This is a genomic window from Shinella sp. G-2, assembly GCF_050172695.1.
Classification (GTDB): Bacteria; Pseudomonadota; Alphaproteobacteria; order Rhizobiales; family Rhizobiaceae; genus Shinella.
Genome location: NZ_JBBEYH010000003.1, coordinates 184,059 through 199,305, shown reverse-complemented (window position 1 = coordinate 199,305; position 15,247 = coordinate 184,059). Strand labels below are relative to the sequence as shown.

Here is a 15,247-nt window from a genome sequence, read left to right as displayed (position 1 = left end):
CTTCCCATGGTCCGGCTGGCATGCCACCGGATCGCCCTCTCGGACCCCTGCCTTGCCCTCCCCGCGCCGCACCATGCTGACAGCCCTCCTCATCGCTCCCTTCGCCCTCGCGCTCGCCGGCTACGCTTTCACGGCGTGGAAGGCGCGCGCCATCGAGCGCGAATTCCCCAATATCGGCGAGCTGATCGAGGTCGGCGGCTTGCGCATGAACAGCGTCTTTGTCCCTGCCGGTGAAAAGGCCGACCTGCCGCCCATCGTCTTCATTCACGGCGCCAGCGGCAACCTGCGCGACCAGATGCACGCCTTCCGCAGCAAGCTGGAGGGCCGTGCCGACCTTCTCTTTATCGACCGCCCCGGCCACGGCTATTCCGAGCGTGGCGGGCCGGAGAATGCCTGGCCTGACGGGCAGGCGCATGCCATTGCACGGCTGATGGAAAAGCGCGGCATCGACCGGGCGATCATCGTCGGCCATTCCTTCGGTGGCGCCATCGCCGCCAGCTTCGCGCTGGAACATCCGGAGAAGACCGCCGGCCTGCTCTTCCTCGCGCCTGCCACCCATCCCTGGCCCGGTGGCGTCGACTGGTACTACGACCTTGCCAGAATGCCCGTCCTCGGCTGGCTCTTCGCCCATGTCGCGGTCATGCCCGCCGGCCTGCCGCGCATCGAGACCGGCACCCGCGCCATCTTCGCCCCCAATCCGCGCCCGGACGATTACATCACAGCGACGGCCCCGGCGCTCGTGCTGCGCCCGGCGACCTTCCGCAACAACGCCACCGACGTCGCCAACCTGCTGGACTATGTCCAGCGCGTGCAGCCACGCTATGGCGATATCCATACGCCGACGGTCATCGTCACCGGCGATACGGATGGCGTCGTCTATGAGGAAATCCACTCGCGCGGGCTGGCGCGGGATATCGCCGGGTCGGAACTCGTCTGGATCCATAATCTCGGTCACAAGCCGGACTATGTGGTGACGGACCTTGCCATCGAGGCGCTGGAAAAGATCGCCGGCGAAAAACGCGACCTCCAGGAATCAGCAAGGCGGGCCGAAGCCCGCCTTGCGAAGGATCACAGCGAATAGGCTGTCAGACGCCGCTGACGCCGTCGGCGCCGATATAGGCGATGCGCAGCATGTTCGTCGCACCGGGCGTGCGCAGCGGCACGCCGGCCGAGATGATGATGCGGTCGCCCGGCTTGCCGAACTCTTCTGCAACGACGATGCGGCAGGCGCGGTTGACCATGTCGTCGAGGTCCTCCGCATCGCCCGTGACGACGCAGTGCAGGCCCCAGACGACCGAGAGACGACGTGCGGTCTCGATGACCGGCGAGAGCGCCAGAACCGGCGTCTCCGGCCGCTCGCGCGCGGCGCGCAGGCCCGTCGTGCCCGACGAGGTGTAACAGACGATGGCCGCGAGCTTCAGCGTCTCGGCGATCTGGTGGGCGGCGAGCGAGATGGCGTCGGCGCCGGTGGCTTCCGGCGGCGTGCGCTGGGCGTAGATGATGCCCGGATAATGCGGGTCGCGCTCGACCTTGCTGGCGATGGACGCCATCGTGGAGACGGCCTCGATCGGATAGGCACCCGAGGCGGATTCGGCCGAGAGCATGACGGCGTCGGCCCCCTCGAAAACGGCGGTCGCGACGTCGGAGACTTCGGCGCGGGTCGGAACCGGTGCGGAAATCATCGATTCGAGCATCTGCGTGGCGACGACGACCGGCTTGCCGGCGCGGCGGCAGGCGCGGATGAGCTGCTTCTGCAGGCCGGGAACCGCTTCCAGCGGCATTTCGACGCCAAGGTCGCCACGGGCGACCATGAGGGCGTCGGAAAGGTCGATGATCTCGTCGATGCGCTCGATGGCCTGCGGCTTTTCGATCTTCGACATCAGGCCGACGCGGCCGCGCGAAATCTTGCGCACTTCGGCAAGGTCTTCCGGACGCTGGATGAAGGAAAGCGCCACCCAGTCGACGCTGCCGGTTGCCAGAACGGCGTCGAGGTCGACGCGGTCCTTCTCCGTCAGCGCGCCGACGGGCAGCAGCGTGTCGGGCAGGCTGACGCCCTTGCGGTCGGAAATCTTGGTGCCGGAGATAACGGTGCAGACGATGGACTTGCCATCGGCGCTGTCGGCGCGCAGGTGCAATTTGCCGTCGTCGATCAGCAGGCGGTCACCGGCCTTCACGGCCTGGAGGATTTCCGGATGGGGCAGGAAGACGCGGTTGTTGTCGCCGGGCACATCCTTGTTGTCGAGCGTGAAGGTCTGGCCGGGCTTCAGCTCTTCCGCGCCATTGGCGAACTTGCCGACGCGCAGCTTCGGACCCTGCAGGTCGGCGAGGATGCCGATCGGACGGCCACAGCGGGCTTCCACGGCGCGGATGCGGCTGATCAGCGTACGCATCACATCGTGGCTGGCGTGGCTCATATTGATGCGGAACAGGTCTGCTCCCGCCTCATGCAGCTTCTGGATCATCTGCTCATCGGACGATGCGGGTCCGAGCGTGGCGAGGATTTTGACTTTTCTGTTCCGTCTCATCAGTTCTGGCTCTCCTGCGTCCCTGGCGTATCGGAAAGCTGCACCATCCAGCTTCCCTGTCGACCCGTGTCATATTCCTTGAAGCCCATGCGCTGGAAACCGCGGGCGAAGCAGTCCTCGACGCCGGTGACCTTGAACTCGTTCTCGGCCACGCACATGTTGACGTCACCGGTCCAGCGGCCGCCGCGGGCGGCATCCTCGGCATAGAGATAGTAGTAGCGCGACTGCAACTCGCCCTCGATCAGGGTGGCGCAGGTCGTGGCGGGCACCTGCCACCAGCCCTCGGTAACCCAGCCTTCCTTGGCGCGGTAGCCTATGGCGACGCCGACAAGGTTCTGGGTGCCGTTGCAGACGCGGAAGTCGGCCTTCGCCTCATCCGGAACGGACAAGGCGAGGAAACCCGCAACGAGGAAAAGGCCGGCCTGGAGAAGGCCGCTGGCTTTCAGGAGAAACGGGTTTGGGCTCTTGGCTCTCACGGCTTCCAATGGAACTCCGTTGATTTGAATATGCGCTTTCTTGCGACGGCGGGGCATGAATGTCAACGCAACACTAATCGATTACATTTTCACGAAAGGAGAAGGAATCTTTCCTGTACGGCAGGCTCCCCAGCTTGCGGGGTGGGTCGGCCCGTGCGATCAGTCGCAAGGCGCGGCGAACTTCGGCAAAAGGCATGCAGGATTACTCCCCTTTCGAGATCATCGACGGCGACCTGACCCTCGGGCTCGTCATCCTGGCGGACCATGCCACCAATCTCCTGCCCGAACGTTACGGCCGCCTCGGCCTGCCGGAAAGCGCCTTCGAACGTCACATCGCCTACGATATCGGCGTCGAAGGCGTGGTGCGCGGTCTTGCCGCCCGACTGAATGCGCCGGTGGTCATGAGCCGCTTTTCCCGCCTGCTGATCGACCCCAACCGTGGCGAAGACGACCCGACGCTCGTCATGCGCATTTCCGACGGCGCGATCATTCCACGCAACCACCCGATTTCGCCCGAAGAATGGCAGTACCGGCTGGAGACCTTCCACCGCCCCTATCACGATGCCGTGTCCCGCACGATCGGCGCGGTCGCCGAACGCACCGGCAAGGCGCCCCTCGTTCTGTCCATGCATTCCTTCACGCCGGCCTGGAAGGGCGTCGCCCGGCCCTGGCAGGTCACGGTGCTCTGGGACAGCGACGCCCGCGCCGTACGCCCGCTGCTTGCGGCGCTGGAGGCGCCCGGCGATATCGTCGTCGGCGACAACGAGCCCTATGATGGAGCCCTGCGCGGCGACACCCTGTTCCGCCATTGCATGAAGCCCGGCATCCCCCATGCCCTCATCGAAATCCGCCAGGACGAGATCGGCAACGCGGATGGCATCGCCCGCTGGGTCGACCGCCTATCGCCGGTCTTCGCCCGGTTGAATGCGGACGCCGCCCTGCACACATACGATATACACCCCTCCCGCACCGGGCCCTATTGAGACCGAGACGATGACCGACCTCAGCAAAGACCAGCAGACCGAATTCGAGGCCGCCGCCTTCCGCCGCCTCGTCCAGCACCTGCGCGAGCGCACGGACGTGCAGAACATCGACCTGATGAACCTTGCCGGCTTCTGCCGCAACTGCCTGTCGAACTGGTACCGCGAGGCGGCGAACGAGGCGGGCGTGCCGCTCGACAAGGAAGCCTCCCGCGAGATCGTCTACGGCATGCCCTATGAGGCATGGCGCGAGCGCTACCAGCGCGAGGCGAGCGATACGCAGAAGGCGGCCTTCGAGGTCAACCGTCCGAAGGAATGACCCGCTGCCCATGGCGAAATTCCGCTACTGCCGTGCGATAGGCCTTGATCTTGCCGGAAGTTCGCGGCAAGTCACGGCACCTTTGAATTTCTAGCCCATCCAAGGAGAAGACCATGTCGGATGCCCACGGCGTCGCACGCGACCAGCTTCGCGCGTTCATCGAACGCATCGAGCGGCTCGAGGAAGAAAAGAAGACCATCGCCGACGATATCAAGGACGTCTATGGCGAAGCCAAGGGCGTCGGCTTCGACACCAAGATCCTGCGCAAGGTCATCCAGATCCGCAAGCAGGACAAGGACGAGCGCATGGAACAGGAAGCCATCCTCGACACCTATCTGCAGGCCCTCGGCATGGTCGACCTGCCGCCGGACACCGAATAAGGTCTCAAGAGCTCAACAAAAAACCCGCCGGATCGCTCCGGCGGGTTTTTTGTTGAGCAAAGCACCGAAGCCTAGTTTTCGGCGCTCTCGAACTTGCGAACTTCCATGAAGTTGACCGCATTGCCGCTGAACCGGCCCGCATCGATCGACTTGCCCTCCGACTGGAAGCCGGCCATGTAGACGGTCGTCGGTGCGGCCCGCAGCGTACGGCTGACGAAGCGCGGCGCCTTGACCGGCTTGGCGTTCGTCGAGACGCGGTCCTGCGCCAGCGCCCATTGCGAGAGGATCTTCTGCGTCAGCTTCGGCTCGGTGCGGATCGCACCGCGGCTTGCCGCGTCGGCATCCTTCTTCTTCGGACGGCCACCCTTGGTCGGCGTCTCCTCGACCGTCTTGGCCTCGAAGGCGTCGCCTCCGGAAAGCGAACGGCTGGCGCCGTCGGTCGGCATCAGGGCGGCCATTTCGACCGGGTTGGCATTGTCATCCGTCACCGGATCGGCAAGCGCCGCAAGGCCGGAACGATCCGCGGCGCTCGGCAGCGCAACGTCGGCTTCGGCAGCGGCCATCAGCGCCGTCTGAGACTGGTCGAGCTCGACCTGCGGACGCAGGCCCGGCACCGGCACCATGGCAAGCTCTTCGCCATCCTCGGCGGCCGCTTCCGCCGTCACGACCTCGCCCGGCTGCGCGTCGCCGGCCTTGGTCCGGACGCCGAGCATCACGGGAACCGGAATCTTGTAGGCGGTCAGATCCTCGAATTCAGGCTTCTGTTCTTCCGTCGTCGCCGCTTCGAGCGCCGCCACGGCACCGCTCGTCGTCGGTGCGACGAGGGCAAGCTCGCTGGTCGTCTCCGCGGCCTTGAAGGCCGGGCGGCTGCCCGGAACCGGCGCGGTGAAGGCAAGCTCCGTTTCGGCCTCGGTGGCCACGGGTTTCGCCTCTTCGGCGACCTTCGCCTTGGAGCCGGCCGAACCGCCTTCGTCGAAATCGTCCGCAATGGTCGCGTTGCTTGCGATCATTTCGGGTTCTTCATCCTCGTCGCCGCCACCGCCGAACAGTGCGGCCAGGAACCCGCCCTTGCGCTTGGACGCGGATGGCGTCGATCCGCCGCCGGCCACTTCGATGCCGGTCGCGCCGACGCGGCGCTTGTAGTCTGCAACCGCCTGCTGGTAGCCCGGCAGCGGCTTGCCGTCGGTCGGCACGTGCATGGTCTTGCCATCGGGGAAGAGGCTGGCCAGTTCCTGCCGGCTCATGCGCGGCCAGGCGCGCACGCTGCCGACGTCGAGATGCACGAAGGGCGAGCCGGACGTCGGGTAGTAGCCGACGCCGCCGACCTGGAATTTCATGGCCGTGGCGCGCAGCGTCGCGAGCTTCACGCCGGGAATGTAGAAGTCCATCGCCTTGCCGAGCATGTGCTGGCTCTTCTTCGCGACGCCCTTGGAGCGCGAGCGCAGCATGCCGTTCGTCGCCGGCGAGCGATAGGCCGACACGACGTTGATGTAACCCTTGCCGCCGACCTTCTGGTAGACTTCCCATACGAGGTCGAAGAGGCGGGGATCCATCTTCGTCGGTTCGTTGCGGCGCCAGTCGCGCAGGAACTCGTTGAGCTGCTTCAGGCCGCGCTGATCGTAGCGACCGTTGCGCTTGAAGGTGATCTCGGTCTTTTCCTTGGTATGGATGAAATAGAGCTTGAGCGTGCGGTTGCCGCTCTCGGCCTGAACCGTCGCAGGGATCGCCGTCGGCAGGATGAGGGCAGCGGAAAGCATGGCCGTGGTCAGCGCCTTCGGCAGCTTATGCAGCACTGTCTTGCAGAGGCCGCTCAGGGTCGCCCCCCGGCGCTTCATCGATGCGAACAAATTTGCCAACTCTTTCCCCGTCCGAAGGACAACGAACGTCCGTTATCCCAGATGACTGCCAATTGCGGTGAGAGCATGGCAAATTCGCCACACTCAATCTCGCACCCCCGTTATAGTGAACAATCCACTAACAGGGAATAAACGGCAATCGAGAAATCCCAAGTAGCCGGGATTCCACGGGTTTTTACGCAGCTTCTTTCAACGGATCGTCGGGATCGATGCCGTAATCCTTGAGTTTGCGATAGAGAGTCGAGCGGCCGATGCCCAATTTGCGGGCAACCTGGCTCATCTGGCCATGATAGAATTTCAAGGCAAAGCGGATGAGTTCCTCTTCCACATCGGCCAGCTTGCGCACATGCCCGCCCTTGTCGACGCTGGAAATGGCGTTGTCCGGGCCGGATGCGGCTTCCACCGATTCGTTCGGTCGGAAGTCCGGATAGACGCTCGGCAGGCGCGCTTCGGCGGCCGGCTCCGGCGTGCGGATGCTTGCCGCCTCCCAGGTGATGCCGCCGTCCTCGGCAAGGCCGTAGCCCGGAACCTGCGCGGCGATCTGCGGGAAATCGGCGGCGGTGAGTTCTGCGCCTTCCGAAAGCACGACCGCCCGGAAGATGGCGTTTTCGAGCTGGCGGATATTGCCCGGCCAGTCATAGGCCGTCAGCAGCGCCAAAGCGCCGGCGGAAACGCCGAGCGGACGGGCGAGTTTCTGCTCGCCGGCAAAGCGCTGCACGAAGGCGCGCACGAGAACCGGGATGTCTTCCTTGCGCTTGCGCAGCGCCGGAATGGCGATCGGGAAGACGTTGAGGCGATAGTAGAGGTCTTCACGGAAGCGGCCTTCGCGCACTTCGGTGATGAGGTCGCGGTTGGTAGCCGAGATGAGGCGGACATTGACCTTCTGCGGGAAGCGCGCGCCGATCGTCTCGATCTCGCCCTGCTGCACGGCGCGCAGCAGCTTCACCTGCACTTCGAGCGGCAGGTCGCCGATCTCGTCGAGGAACAGCGTGCCGCCGTCGGCCTCCATGAACTTGCCGGTATGGCGCTCCGTCGCGCCGGTGAAGGCGCCCTTCTCGTGACCGAAGAGGATGCTTTCGACGAGATTGTGCGGGATCGCGCCGCAGTTGACGGTGACGAACGGCTTGTGCGCCCGGTCGCTCGCCGCCTGGATGGCGCGGGCCACCATTTCCTTGCCGACGCCCGATTCGCCTTCCAGCACCACCGGAATGTTCGACTGGGCGGCGCGGCGGCCAAGCTCCGTGACGCGCAGCATTTCGGCGCTTGCCGAAACGATGTCGTCGAAATGCAGGGCCTCGGCCCGATGACGGCGCCCGCCGCGACCACGGCCTTCGCGCTGGTCCATCTTCAGCGCGTTGCCGACGGCGACATTGAGACGCTCCGGCGAAACCGGCTTCACCACGAAATCGAAGGCACCGGCGCGCATGGCCATGACGACGGTCTCGATGCCGCCCTGCCCCGTCTGCACGATGACCGGGATGGTGTTCTCGCGTTCGGCAAGCGCTTCGAGGAAGGCCGTGCCGTTCATTTCCGGCATCATCAGGTCCAGCAGGATCACGTTGATCAGGCCGCCCTTGCGGTCGAGCATGTCGAGGCCCGCGCGGCCGTTTTCCGCCATATGGGCGACATGGCCGGAGCGCTCGATCATGTTCTTCAAGAGCCTGCGCTGGACAGGATCGTCATCGATGACAAGAATATGGGCCGTCACTGGAACCTCCTTGCCTCAAGGCATGCCTCATGCACGCCCAAGGGAACTGGACACCAGCGGACCATGGCAGAAAGGGTTGAACATGCCGTTTTGAGAAAGGCTTGCATTTTAACCAACGCCGACGCAAGCAAGAGCCGACCTGCCAGTGAGGAAGGCCCACGAGGAAGAGAGACACCAGATGATCCGACATTTTCCCGCCCCCCGCATCGCTTTCGCGCCGGCGGATGCCGCAGCCAGCGCCGAGCTTGGCGATCTTCCCGGCTGGAACCTTACCGATCTCTATCCCTCGCAGGCCTCTCCTGAATTCCAGGCCGACATGAAGAAGGCCGAGGCCGGCACGCTTGCCTTCGAGGCAAAGTGGAAGGGCAAGCTGGACGCCGCGACCGAAAAGAGGGGCGACGAAGGCATAGGCGCGGCCGTGCGCGAATTCGAGGCGCTGGAAGACGTGATGGGCCGCATCATCTCCTTTGCGGGTCTCACCTACTTCACCAACACGACCGAGCCGGCGAACGGCAAATTCTACGGCGACGTCCAGGCCAGGCTGACCGACCTCGGCGCGCATCTCCTGTTTTTCTCCCTTGAACTCAACAGGATAGCGGATGCGCGCATCGACGCGGCGCTCCAGAACGATGCGCTTGCCGCGCACTACCGCCCGTGGATCGAGGACCTGCGCAAGGACAAGCCCTATCAGCTCGACGACAAGACGGAGCAGCTCTTCCTCGAAAAGTCGATGACGGGCGCCGCCGCCTGGAACCGGCTCTTCGACGAGACCATGGCCTCGCTCCGCTACACGATCGACGGCGAGGAACTGCCGCTGGAAATCGCCCTCAACCAGCTTCAGTCGCCCGATCGCGAGGCGCGCCGCAAGGCGGCCGAGGCGCTGGCGAAGACCTTCAAGGACAATATCCGCACCTTCACGCTCATCACCAACACGCTCGCCAAGGACAAGGAAATCTCCGACCGCTGGCGCGGCTTTGCGGACATCGCCGATAGCCGGCACCTCGCCAACCGGGTCGAGCCGGAGGTGGTCGCCGCCCTCGCGCAAGCCGTCCGGGACGCCTATCCGCGTCTCTCCCATCGCTACTATGCCATGAAAGCAAAGTGGCTCGGAATGGAGCAGATGGAATATTGGGACCGCAATGCGCCGCTGCCCGAGACGCCCGATGCGACCATTCCATGGACCGAGGCACGCGACACGGTGCTTGCCGCCTATGGCGCCTTCGCCCCGGAAATGGCCGCTATCGCGAAGGATTTCTTCGACAAGGGCTGGATCGATGCCCCCGTGCGCCCCGGCAAGGCGCCCGGCGCCTTCGCCCATCCGACCGTGCCGTCCGCCCACCCCTATGTGCTGGTCAACTACATGGGCAAGCCGCGCGACGTGATGACGCTCGCCCATGAACTCGGCCATGGCGTGCATCAGGTGCTGGCCGGCGGCCAGGGCGCGCTGATGGCCTCGACGCCGCTGACGCTGGCCGAGACCGCCTCCGTCTTCGGCGAGATGCTGACCTTCCGCAGCCTGCTCGACAAGACGCAGGACAAGCGCGAGCGCAAGGCCATGCTCGCCCAGAAGGTGGAGGACATGATCAATACGGTCGTGCGCCAGATCGCCTTCTACGAATTCGAGCGCAAGCTGCACACCGCCCGCAAGGACGGGGAGCTGACGTCCGACCAGATCGGCGAGCTCTGGCTCTCCGTGCAGGGCGAAAGCCTCGGCCCGGCGATCCGCATTTCCGAGGGCTACGAGACCTACTGGGCCTATATCCCCCACTTCATCCACTCGCCCTTCTACGTCTATGCCTATGCCTTCGGCGATTGCCTGGTGAACTCGCTCTACGCCGTCTACCAGCAGGCCGAGACAGGCTTCCAGACGAAGTATTTCGACCTGCTCAAGGCGGGCGGCACCAAGCATCACACCGAACTCCTGAAGCCCTTCGGCCTCGATGCCAGCGACCCGTCGTTCTGGAGCAAGGGACTGTCGATGATCGAAGGGCTGATCGACGAGCTGGAAGCGCTTGATAGGGCCTGACCGAGAAAGAAGAGGCCGGATGCCCGCATGACCGACCGCGAACGCTTTGTGCTCCTCAGGGACGACCGCGAGGACCGGACGGTGGTTTTCGCCGACCCGCTCGCGGTGGTCACCGTGCGCGATCGCGCCGGCTTCGAGCCCGCGTTCGCGGCCTTGCAGGCGGCGCATGAAAAGGGGCACTGGATCGCCGGCTTCATGAGTTATGAGGCCGGCCATCTCTTCGAGGAAAAGCTCGCCCCGCTCGCGGTGGAGAACCGCCCCACCCCGCTGATGAGCTTCGGCATCTTCGAGGCGCCGGCGGACGAGCATCCGCTCGGAAAACCACGCCAGCGCGTCGAGAACGAACCCTTCCTGACCGAGCCGAAGGCGTATTGGGATTTTGCCACCTACCGCAGCCGCTTCGAGCGCCTGCACCAGCATCTGCGGCAGGGCGACTGTTACCAGGCGAACCTCACCATGCCGATCCGCGCCCGCTGGACCGGCGATCCGCTGGCCGCCTTCTGGTCGCTGATCGAGCGCCAGCCCGTTCGCTACGGCGCGTTCGTGTCGCTCGACGGGCCGCAGCTTCTCTCCCGCTCGCCGGAACTCTTCTTCGACGTCGACAAGGACGGCTGGATCGAGACGCATCCGATGAAGGGCACCGCGCCGCGGGGCGCGAGCGCGGCCGAGGATGCGCGGATCATCGCCGCCATGCAGGCCGATCCGAAGTCGCAGGCGGAAAACCGCATGATCGTCGATCTCCTGCGCAACGACATCTCGCGCATCACCGAGGTCGGCACGCTGCACGTGCCGAAGCTCTTCGCCGTCGAGACCTATCCGACCGTGCACCAGATGGTGAGCCACGTGCGGGCGAAGCTCACGGCCGGCCTCTCCATCCGCGACATCTTCGCCGCCCTCTTTCCCTGCGGTTCGATCACTGGCGCGCCGAAGATGCGCGCCATGGAAATCCTGCATGACCTGGAAGACGGCCCGCGCGACGCCTATTGCGGCGCCATCGGCGTCATCGCGCCGGATGGCACGATGCGCTTCAACGTTGCCATCCGCACCCTCTCGCTCTTTGCGGACGGCAATGCCGTGTTCAATGTCGGCGGCGGCATCGTCTTCGATTCCACCGCCGAGGCGGAGTACGACGAATGCCTGCTGAAGGCGCGTTTCGCCGTGGGGGACCAATGGATCTCTCGCTGATCGAGACCCTGCGCTGGGAGCCCAGCATCGGCTTCGTGCGGCTGGAGCGGCATCTGGCCCGGCTCGCGCGATCGGCGGCGGCGCTTGGTCTGGCGGGCGCGGAAGGCGCGCGAGATGCTCTCTTCGCAGCACTGCCTTCTTCTGCCGCGACGGGAACAGAGAGCATTGAGCCAATGGCACAGCCTCTCCGCATCCGCCTCGAACTCTTCGCCGAGGGCCGCATCGCGGTGCAGACGGCGCCCTTCACGCCCCTTGCCGCGAATGCTGCATGGCGACTGAAGTTCGCCGCCACCCGTCTCAGCTCCACCGACACCCTGCTCCGCCACAAGACTTCGCGCCGCGCCGCCTACACCGCCGCCCGCACCGAAATCCCGGCGACGGAAGCCGACGAAATCCTCCTCCTCAACGAACGTGGCGAGGTCTGCGAGGGCACCATCACCTCGCTCTTCCTCGACGACGGCTCCGGCTTTCTGAAAACGCCGCCGCTCTCCTCCGGCCTGCTGGCCGGCGTGCTGCGCGAGGAACTGCTGGAAACGGGCAAGGCCACCGAACAGGTGCTCCGCCCGGAAGACCTTGCGTACGGCACGATCCTGATGGGCAATTCCCTGCGGGGCCTGATCCGGAGCACGTTTGCATGAAGCAGCCGGTCCACACCCCCTATGACGGCTCCGCCCGTCTCTTCACCATCGGCCTCGGACCGCTCGATCCCGTTCGCTGGATCGAGCCGGACGGCGAGATCGAGCGCTACCTTCGCGAAAAGGATCGGCTGATCGCCGATCATCGCGACGCGGTCTTCGTGGAGGAGAGCGGAACGCGCGAGGCGCAGCGGGAGGTGCTGGACCTCCTCGCGGCCCACCTCGTCGAACACCACGAAAATCGCTACAGCCGCACCGGCTCGGCCATTGCGTTCGGCAACCGGACCGTCGCCCTCGAGGCCGACGACGCCCCGCTCGTCACCGCCGGCGCGCTGGTGCAGGAAGACCTCGTTCTGATGCGCCGCGACGACAGCGGCTGGCGACTGGTCGCCGGCTATGTCGCCTTCCCGTCGTCCTGGACGCTGACGGAGAAATTCGGCCGCCGCATGGAAGATATCCATGCCCCCGTGCCCGATTTCGGCGAGGGCACGCGCAACGCCCTGCTCATCAACCGCATGTTCGACAACCTGAAGGTCGAACAACCCGTCTTCCGCTTCAACTGGTCGATCAACCCGGACGCCGACCTTCACTACCCGGCGTCAAAGGCGCATGGCGCGCTGCCGGAAGGCCATGTGCTCTCGCTCGACACCACCTTCGCCCGCGTCGAGCGCCAGACGCTGCGCAAGCTGCCGGTCTCCGGCGACATCCTCTTCACCATCCGCATCTACACCGATCCGCTCGCCGCCGTGCGTACCCTGCCCGATGCAGCGAAGGTCGCGGCGGTCTTCGCCGAGCAGCTGGAAGCCCTGACCCTGCCGCAGGCCGCCTATAAGGGGCTGGCCGAAAAAAGGGCCGCGCTGGTTGCGGAATTAAGGGCGGTTGCGGCCGGTTAAGAATATCGCCGCAGAAATGTGTGACCTCCCTTTATTGTGACAGAAATCTGTGCTCTAGCGCTGCCATACTATGCTAAAGGGCCTCGCAGTCCCTGATTTTCAGCACAAAGCGGCCGTCCGCAGGAGAACCAAATGGCAGACAGCACCTATCCGGTTTATGGCGAAATCACCGGTCCGATCGTGATGATCGGCTTCGGCTCCATCGGTCGCGGCACGCTGCCGCTGATCGAGCGCCACTTCAAGTACGACCGGAACCGGCTGATCGTCATCGAGCCGCGTGAAGACGCCGCCGACGCCGAGATCTTTGCCCGCCACGGCGTGCGCCACGTCAAGGCCCATGTCACCAAGGAAAACTACAAGGATCTGCTGAAGCCGCTCCTGACCGAAGGCGAAGGCCAGGCGTTCTGCGTCAACCTTTCCGTCGATATCGGCTCGGTCGATCTCATCAAGTTCTGCCGCAAGCTGGACGTGCTCTATATCGACACGGTCGTCGAGCCCTGGCTCGGCTTCTATTTCGACAAGGACATGAAGAACGCCGACCGCACGAACTATGCCCTGCGCGAAACCCTGCGCAAGGAAAAGGAAAAGCACCCGGGCGGCACGACGGCGGTTTCCACCTGCGGCGCCAATCCCGGCATGGTCTCCTGGTTCGTCAAGCAGGCGCTGCTGAACCTTGCCAAGGACCTTGACGTCAAGTTCGACGAGCCCGCGCAGGAAGACCGCGAAGGCTGGGCCAAGCTGATGAAGAAGGTCGGCGTCAAGGGCGTGCACATCGCCGAGCGCGACACCCAGCGCACCAAGAACCCGAAGCCCTTCAACACCTTCTGGAACACCTGGTCGGTCGAAGGCTTCATCTCGGAAGGCCTGCAGCCGGCCGAACTCGGCTGGGGCACCCACGAAAACTGGATGCCGAAGAACGCCAAGAAGCACAAGAAGGGCTGCCAGGCCGCGATCTACCTCGAGCAGCCCGGTGCCAACACGCGTGTGCGCTCCTGGTGCCCGACGCCCGGCCCGCAATACGGCTTCCTCGTGACCCACAACGAATCCATCTCGATCGCCGACTACTTCACGGTCCGCGACAAGGATGGCGACGTCACCTATCGCCCGACCTGCCACTACGCCTACCACCCCTGCAACGACGCCGTGCTGTCGCTGCATGAAATGTTCGGCAATGGCGGCAACCAGCAGCCAGTCCTGCACGTCCTCGACGAGAACGAGCTTGTCGACGGCGTCGACGAACTCGGCGTGCTGCTCTACGGCCACGACAAGAACGCCTACTGGTACGGTTCGCGCCTGTCTCTGGAAGAGACCCGCCGCATCGCTCCCTACCAGAACGCAACCGGCCTGCAGGTGACCTCCGCCGTGCTCGCCGGCATGGTCTGGGCGCTCGAAAACCCGAAGGCCGGCATCGTGGAAGCCGACGAGGTCGATTACAAGCGCTGCCTCGAAGTGCAGACGCCCTATCTCGGCCCGGTCGAAGGCCACTACACCGACTGGACCCCGCTCGACGGCCGTCCGGGCCTCTTCCCGGAAGACCTCGACACGAAGGATCCGTGGCAGTTCAGGAACATCCTGGTCCGCTAAGCGGCCGGAAACATCGAAACGACAGACGCCCGCGGCCATCCCGCGGGCGTCTTCGCTTTCAATGGGATAATGCTCGTTCGCCGGGCGGCGCGTCTTGCTTTCGACGGTTCTTCGCGGCATGGTTCGGCGAACCGGACGGGTGGTTCGTGCCGCCGAGACCTTGGAGAACCAGATGAAGCCGATCACAGTCCTGAGCCTGCTCGCCGCCGCTGTCGCGCTCGCCGCCTGCCAGACGGAACGCGCGCCGCGCGAAATGCCGGTGGCGCAGAAGCCCGTGCCGACGGGCGTGGAAGGCGCCTGGGTAGATCCGAACGGCATCGTCTCGACCTTCGCGGCCGGTACCTTCACGACGCGCACGACGGATACCAACCAGCTTTTGGCATCCGGCACCTACGTCAATACCTCGCCGACGCTGGTCGAGATCAACATGACCTCGCTGGTGCGCAACACGCAGTCCAAGGTCAATTGCGCGCTCATCAACCAGAGCCAGCTGAATTGCACCACCGCCGAAGGCGCACAGTTCTCGCTCGCCCGCCGCGTCTGAGGCGAAGGCACATCCTGAACGAAGGGCCGAAAGGCCCTTTTTTCGTTTTAACCGTGAAACCCACAAGCGTTGGGCAAGCCCTCTTTTTTCTTGAAGTTGCCGCCGAGCGGTGAAAACATCCGCCGGCCCGCTGTCA

Annotated in this window: 13 protein-coding genes and 1 pseudogene; 10 read left to right on the top strand and 4 right to left on the bottom strand. The window is 64.8% G+C overall.

What is annotated here, in order from left to right:
- Window positions 1–73: 73 nt before the first annotated feature.
- Entirely contained in the window at window positions 74–1,081 is a 1,008-nt protein-coding gene (locus V8U06_RS07425) for an alpha/beta fold hydrolase (RefSeq protein ID WP_427140126.1), read from the top strand.
- Between the two features lie 4 nt (window positions 1,082–1,085).
- On the opposite strand, the gene pyk is transcribed toward V8U06_RS07425, so the two are convergent.
- Together pyk and V8U06_RS07415 are read right to left on the bottom strand one after the other, a co-directional pair.
- Window positions 1,086–2,525 (bottom strand): pyruvate kinase, encoded by a 1,440-nt coding sequence (gene pyk / locus V8U06_RS07420; protein ID WP_427140125.1) that lies wholly within the window; start codon window positions 2,523–2,525, stop codon window positions 1,086–1,088.
- Window positions 2,525–2,902, bottom strand: a pseudogene (locus tag V8U06_RS07415) (DUF1036 domain-containing protein); the annotation flags it as partial. The gene pyk and the pseudogene V8U06_RS07415, both read right to left, overlap by 1 nt.
- Before the next feature lie 293 nt (window positions 2,903–3,195).
- Here V8U06_RS07415 and V8U06_RS07410 point away from each other — a divergent pair.
- The 3 genes from V8U06_RS07410 (at window position 3,196) to V8U06_RS07400 (ending at window position 4,680) form a co-directional block, all read left to right on the top strand.
- A complete protein-coding gene (locus V8U06_RS07410; protein ID WP_427140124.1) occupies window positions 3,196–3,984 on the top strand; it encodes an N-formylglutamate amidohydrolase in 789 nt (262 codons plus the stop codon).
- Between the two features lie 10 nt (window positions 3,985–3,994).
- Complete coding sequence (locus V8U06_RS07405; protein ID WP_427140123.1) at window positions 3,995–4,300, top strand: DUF1244 domain-containing protein; 306 nt, start codon at window positions 3,995–3,997, stop codon at window positions 4,298–4,300.
- A 113-nt stretch (window positions 4,301–4,413) separates the two neighbouring features.
- Window positions 4,414–4,680: a DUF2312 domain-containing protein gene (locus V8U06_RS07400; RefSeq protein ID WP_226917916.1), complete on the top strand. Its 267-nt coding sequence runs from the start codon at window positions 4,414–4,416 to the stop codon at window positions 4,678–4,680.
- Between the two features lie 71 nt (window positions 4,681–4,751).
- Here V8U06_RS07400 and V8U06_RS07395 read toward each other — a convergent pair whose 3' ends face one another.
- Window positions 4,752–6,536: a DUF882 domain-containing protein gene (locus V8U06_RS07395; protein ID WP_427140122.1), complete on the bottom strand. Its 1,785-nt coding sequence runs from the start codon at window positions 6,534–6,536 to the stop codon at window positions 4,752–4,754.
- Between the two features lie 175 nt (window positions 6,537–6,711).
- Complete coding sequence (locus tag V8U06_RS07390) at window positions 6,712–8,244, bottom strand: sigma-54-dependent transcriptional regulator (protein WP_427140121.1); 1,533 nt, start codon at window positions 8,242–8,244, stop codon at window positions 6,712–6,714.
- A 178-nt stretch (window positions 8,245–8,422) separates the two neighbouring features.
- Between V8U06_RS07390 and V8U06_RS07385 the strand changes: the two genes are divergently transcribed.
- The 6 genes from V8U06_RS07385 (at window position 8,423) to omp10 (ending at window position 15,111) form a co-directional block, all read left to right on the top strand.
- Entirely contained in the window at window positions 8,423–10,270 is a 1,848-nt protein-coding gene (locus tag V8U06_RS07385; protein ID WP_427140120.1) for a M3 family oligoendopeptidase, read from the top strand.
- Between the two features lie 27 nt (window positions 10,271–10,297).
- Window positions 10,298–11,455 (top strand): aminodeoxychorismate synthase component I, encoded by a 1,158-nt coding sequence (locus V8U06_RS07380; RefSeq protein ID WP_427140119.1) that lies wholly within the window; start codon window positions 10,298–10,300, stop codon window positions 11,453–11,455.
- Window positions 11,440–12,093 (top strand): aminotransferase class IV family protein, encoded by a 654-nt coding sequence (locus tag V8U06_RS07375; protein WP_427140118.1) that lies wholly within the window; start codon window positions 11,440–11,442, stop codon window positions 12,091–12,093. Before V8U06_RS07380 ends, V8U06_RS07375 begins: the two co-directional genes overlap by 16 nt.
- Window positions 12,090–12,983 (top strand): heme-dependent oxidative N-demethylase family protein, encoded by an 894-nt coding sequence (locus tag V8U06_RS07370; RefSeq protein WP_427140117.1) that lies wholly within the window; start codon window positions 12,090–12,092, stop codon window positions 12,981–12,983. Before V8U06_RS07375 ends, V8U06_RS07370 begins: the two co-directional genes overlap by 4 nt.
- Before the next feature lie 132 nt (window positions 12,984–13,115).
- On the top strand, window positions 13,116–14,567 hold the full coding sequence (locus V8U06_RS07365) for a homospermidine synthase (protein ID WP_427140116.1): 1,452 nt from the start codon (window positions 13,116–13,118) through the stop codon (window positions 14,565–14,567).
- Between the two features lie 172 nt (window positions 14,568–14,739).
- A complete protein-coding gene (gene omp10 / locus V8U06_RS07360) occupies window positions 14,740–15,111 on the top strand; it encodes an outer membrane lipoprotein Omp10 (RefSeq protein WP_226917908.1) in 372 nt (123 codons plus the stop codon).
- The last annotated feature ends 136 nt before the right edge of the window (window positions 15,112–15,247 follow it).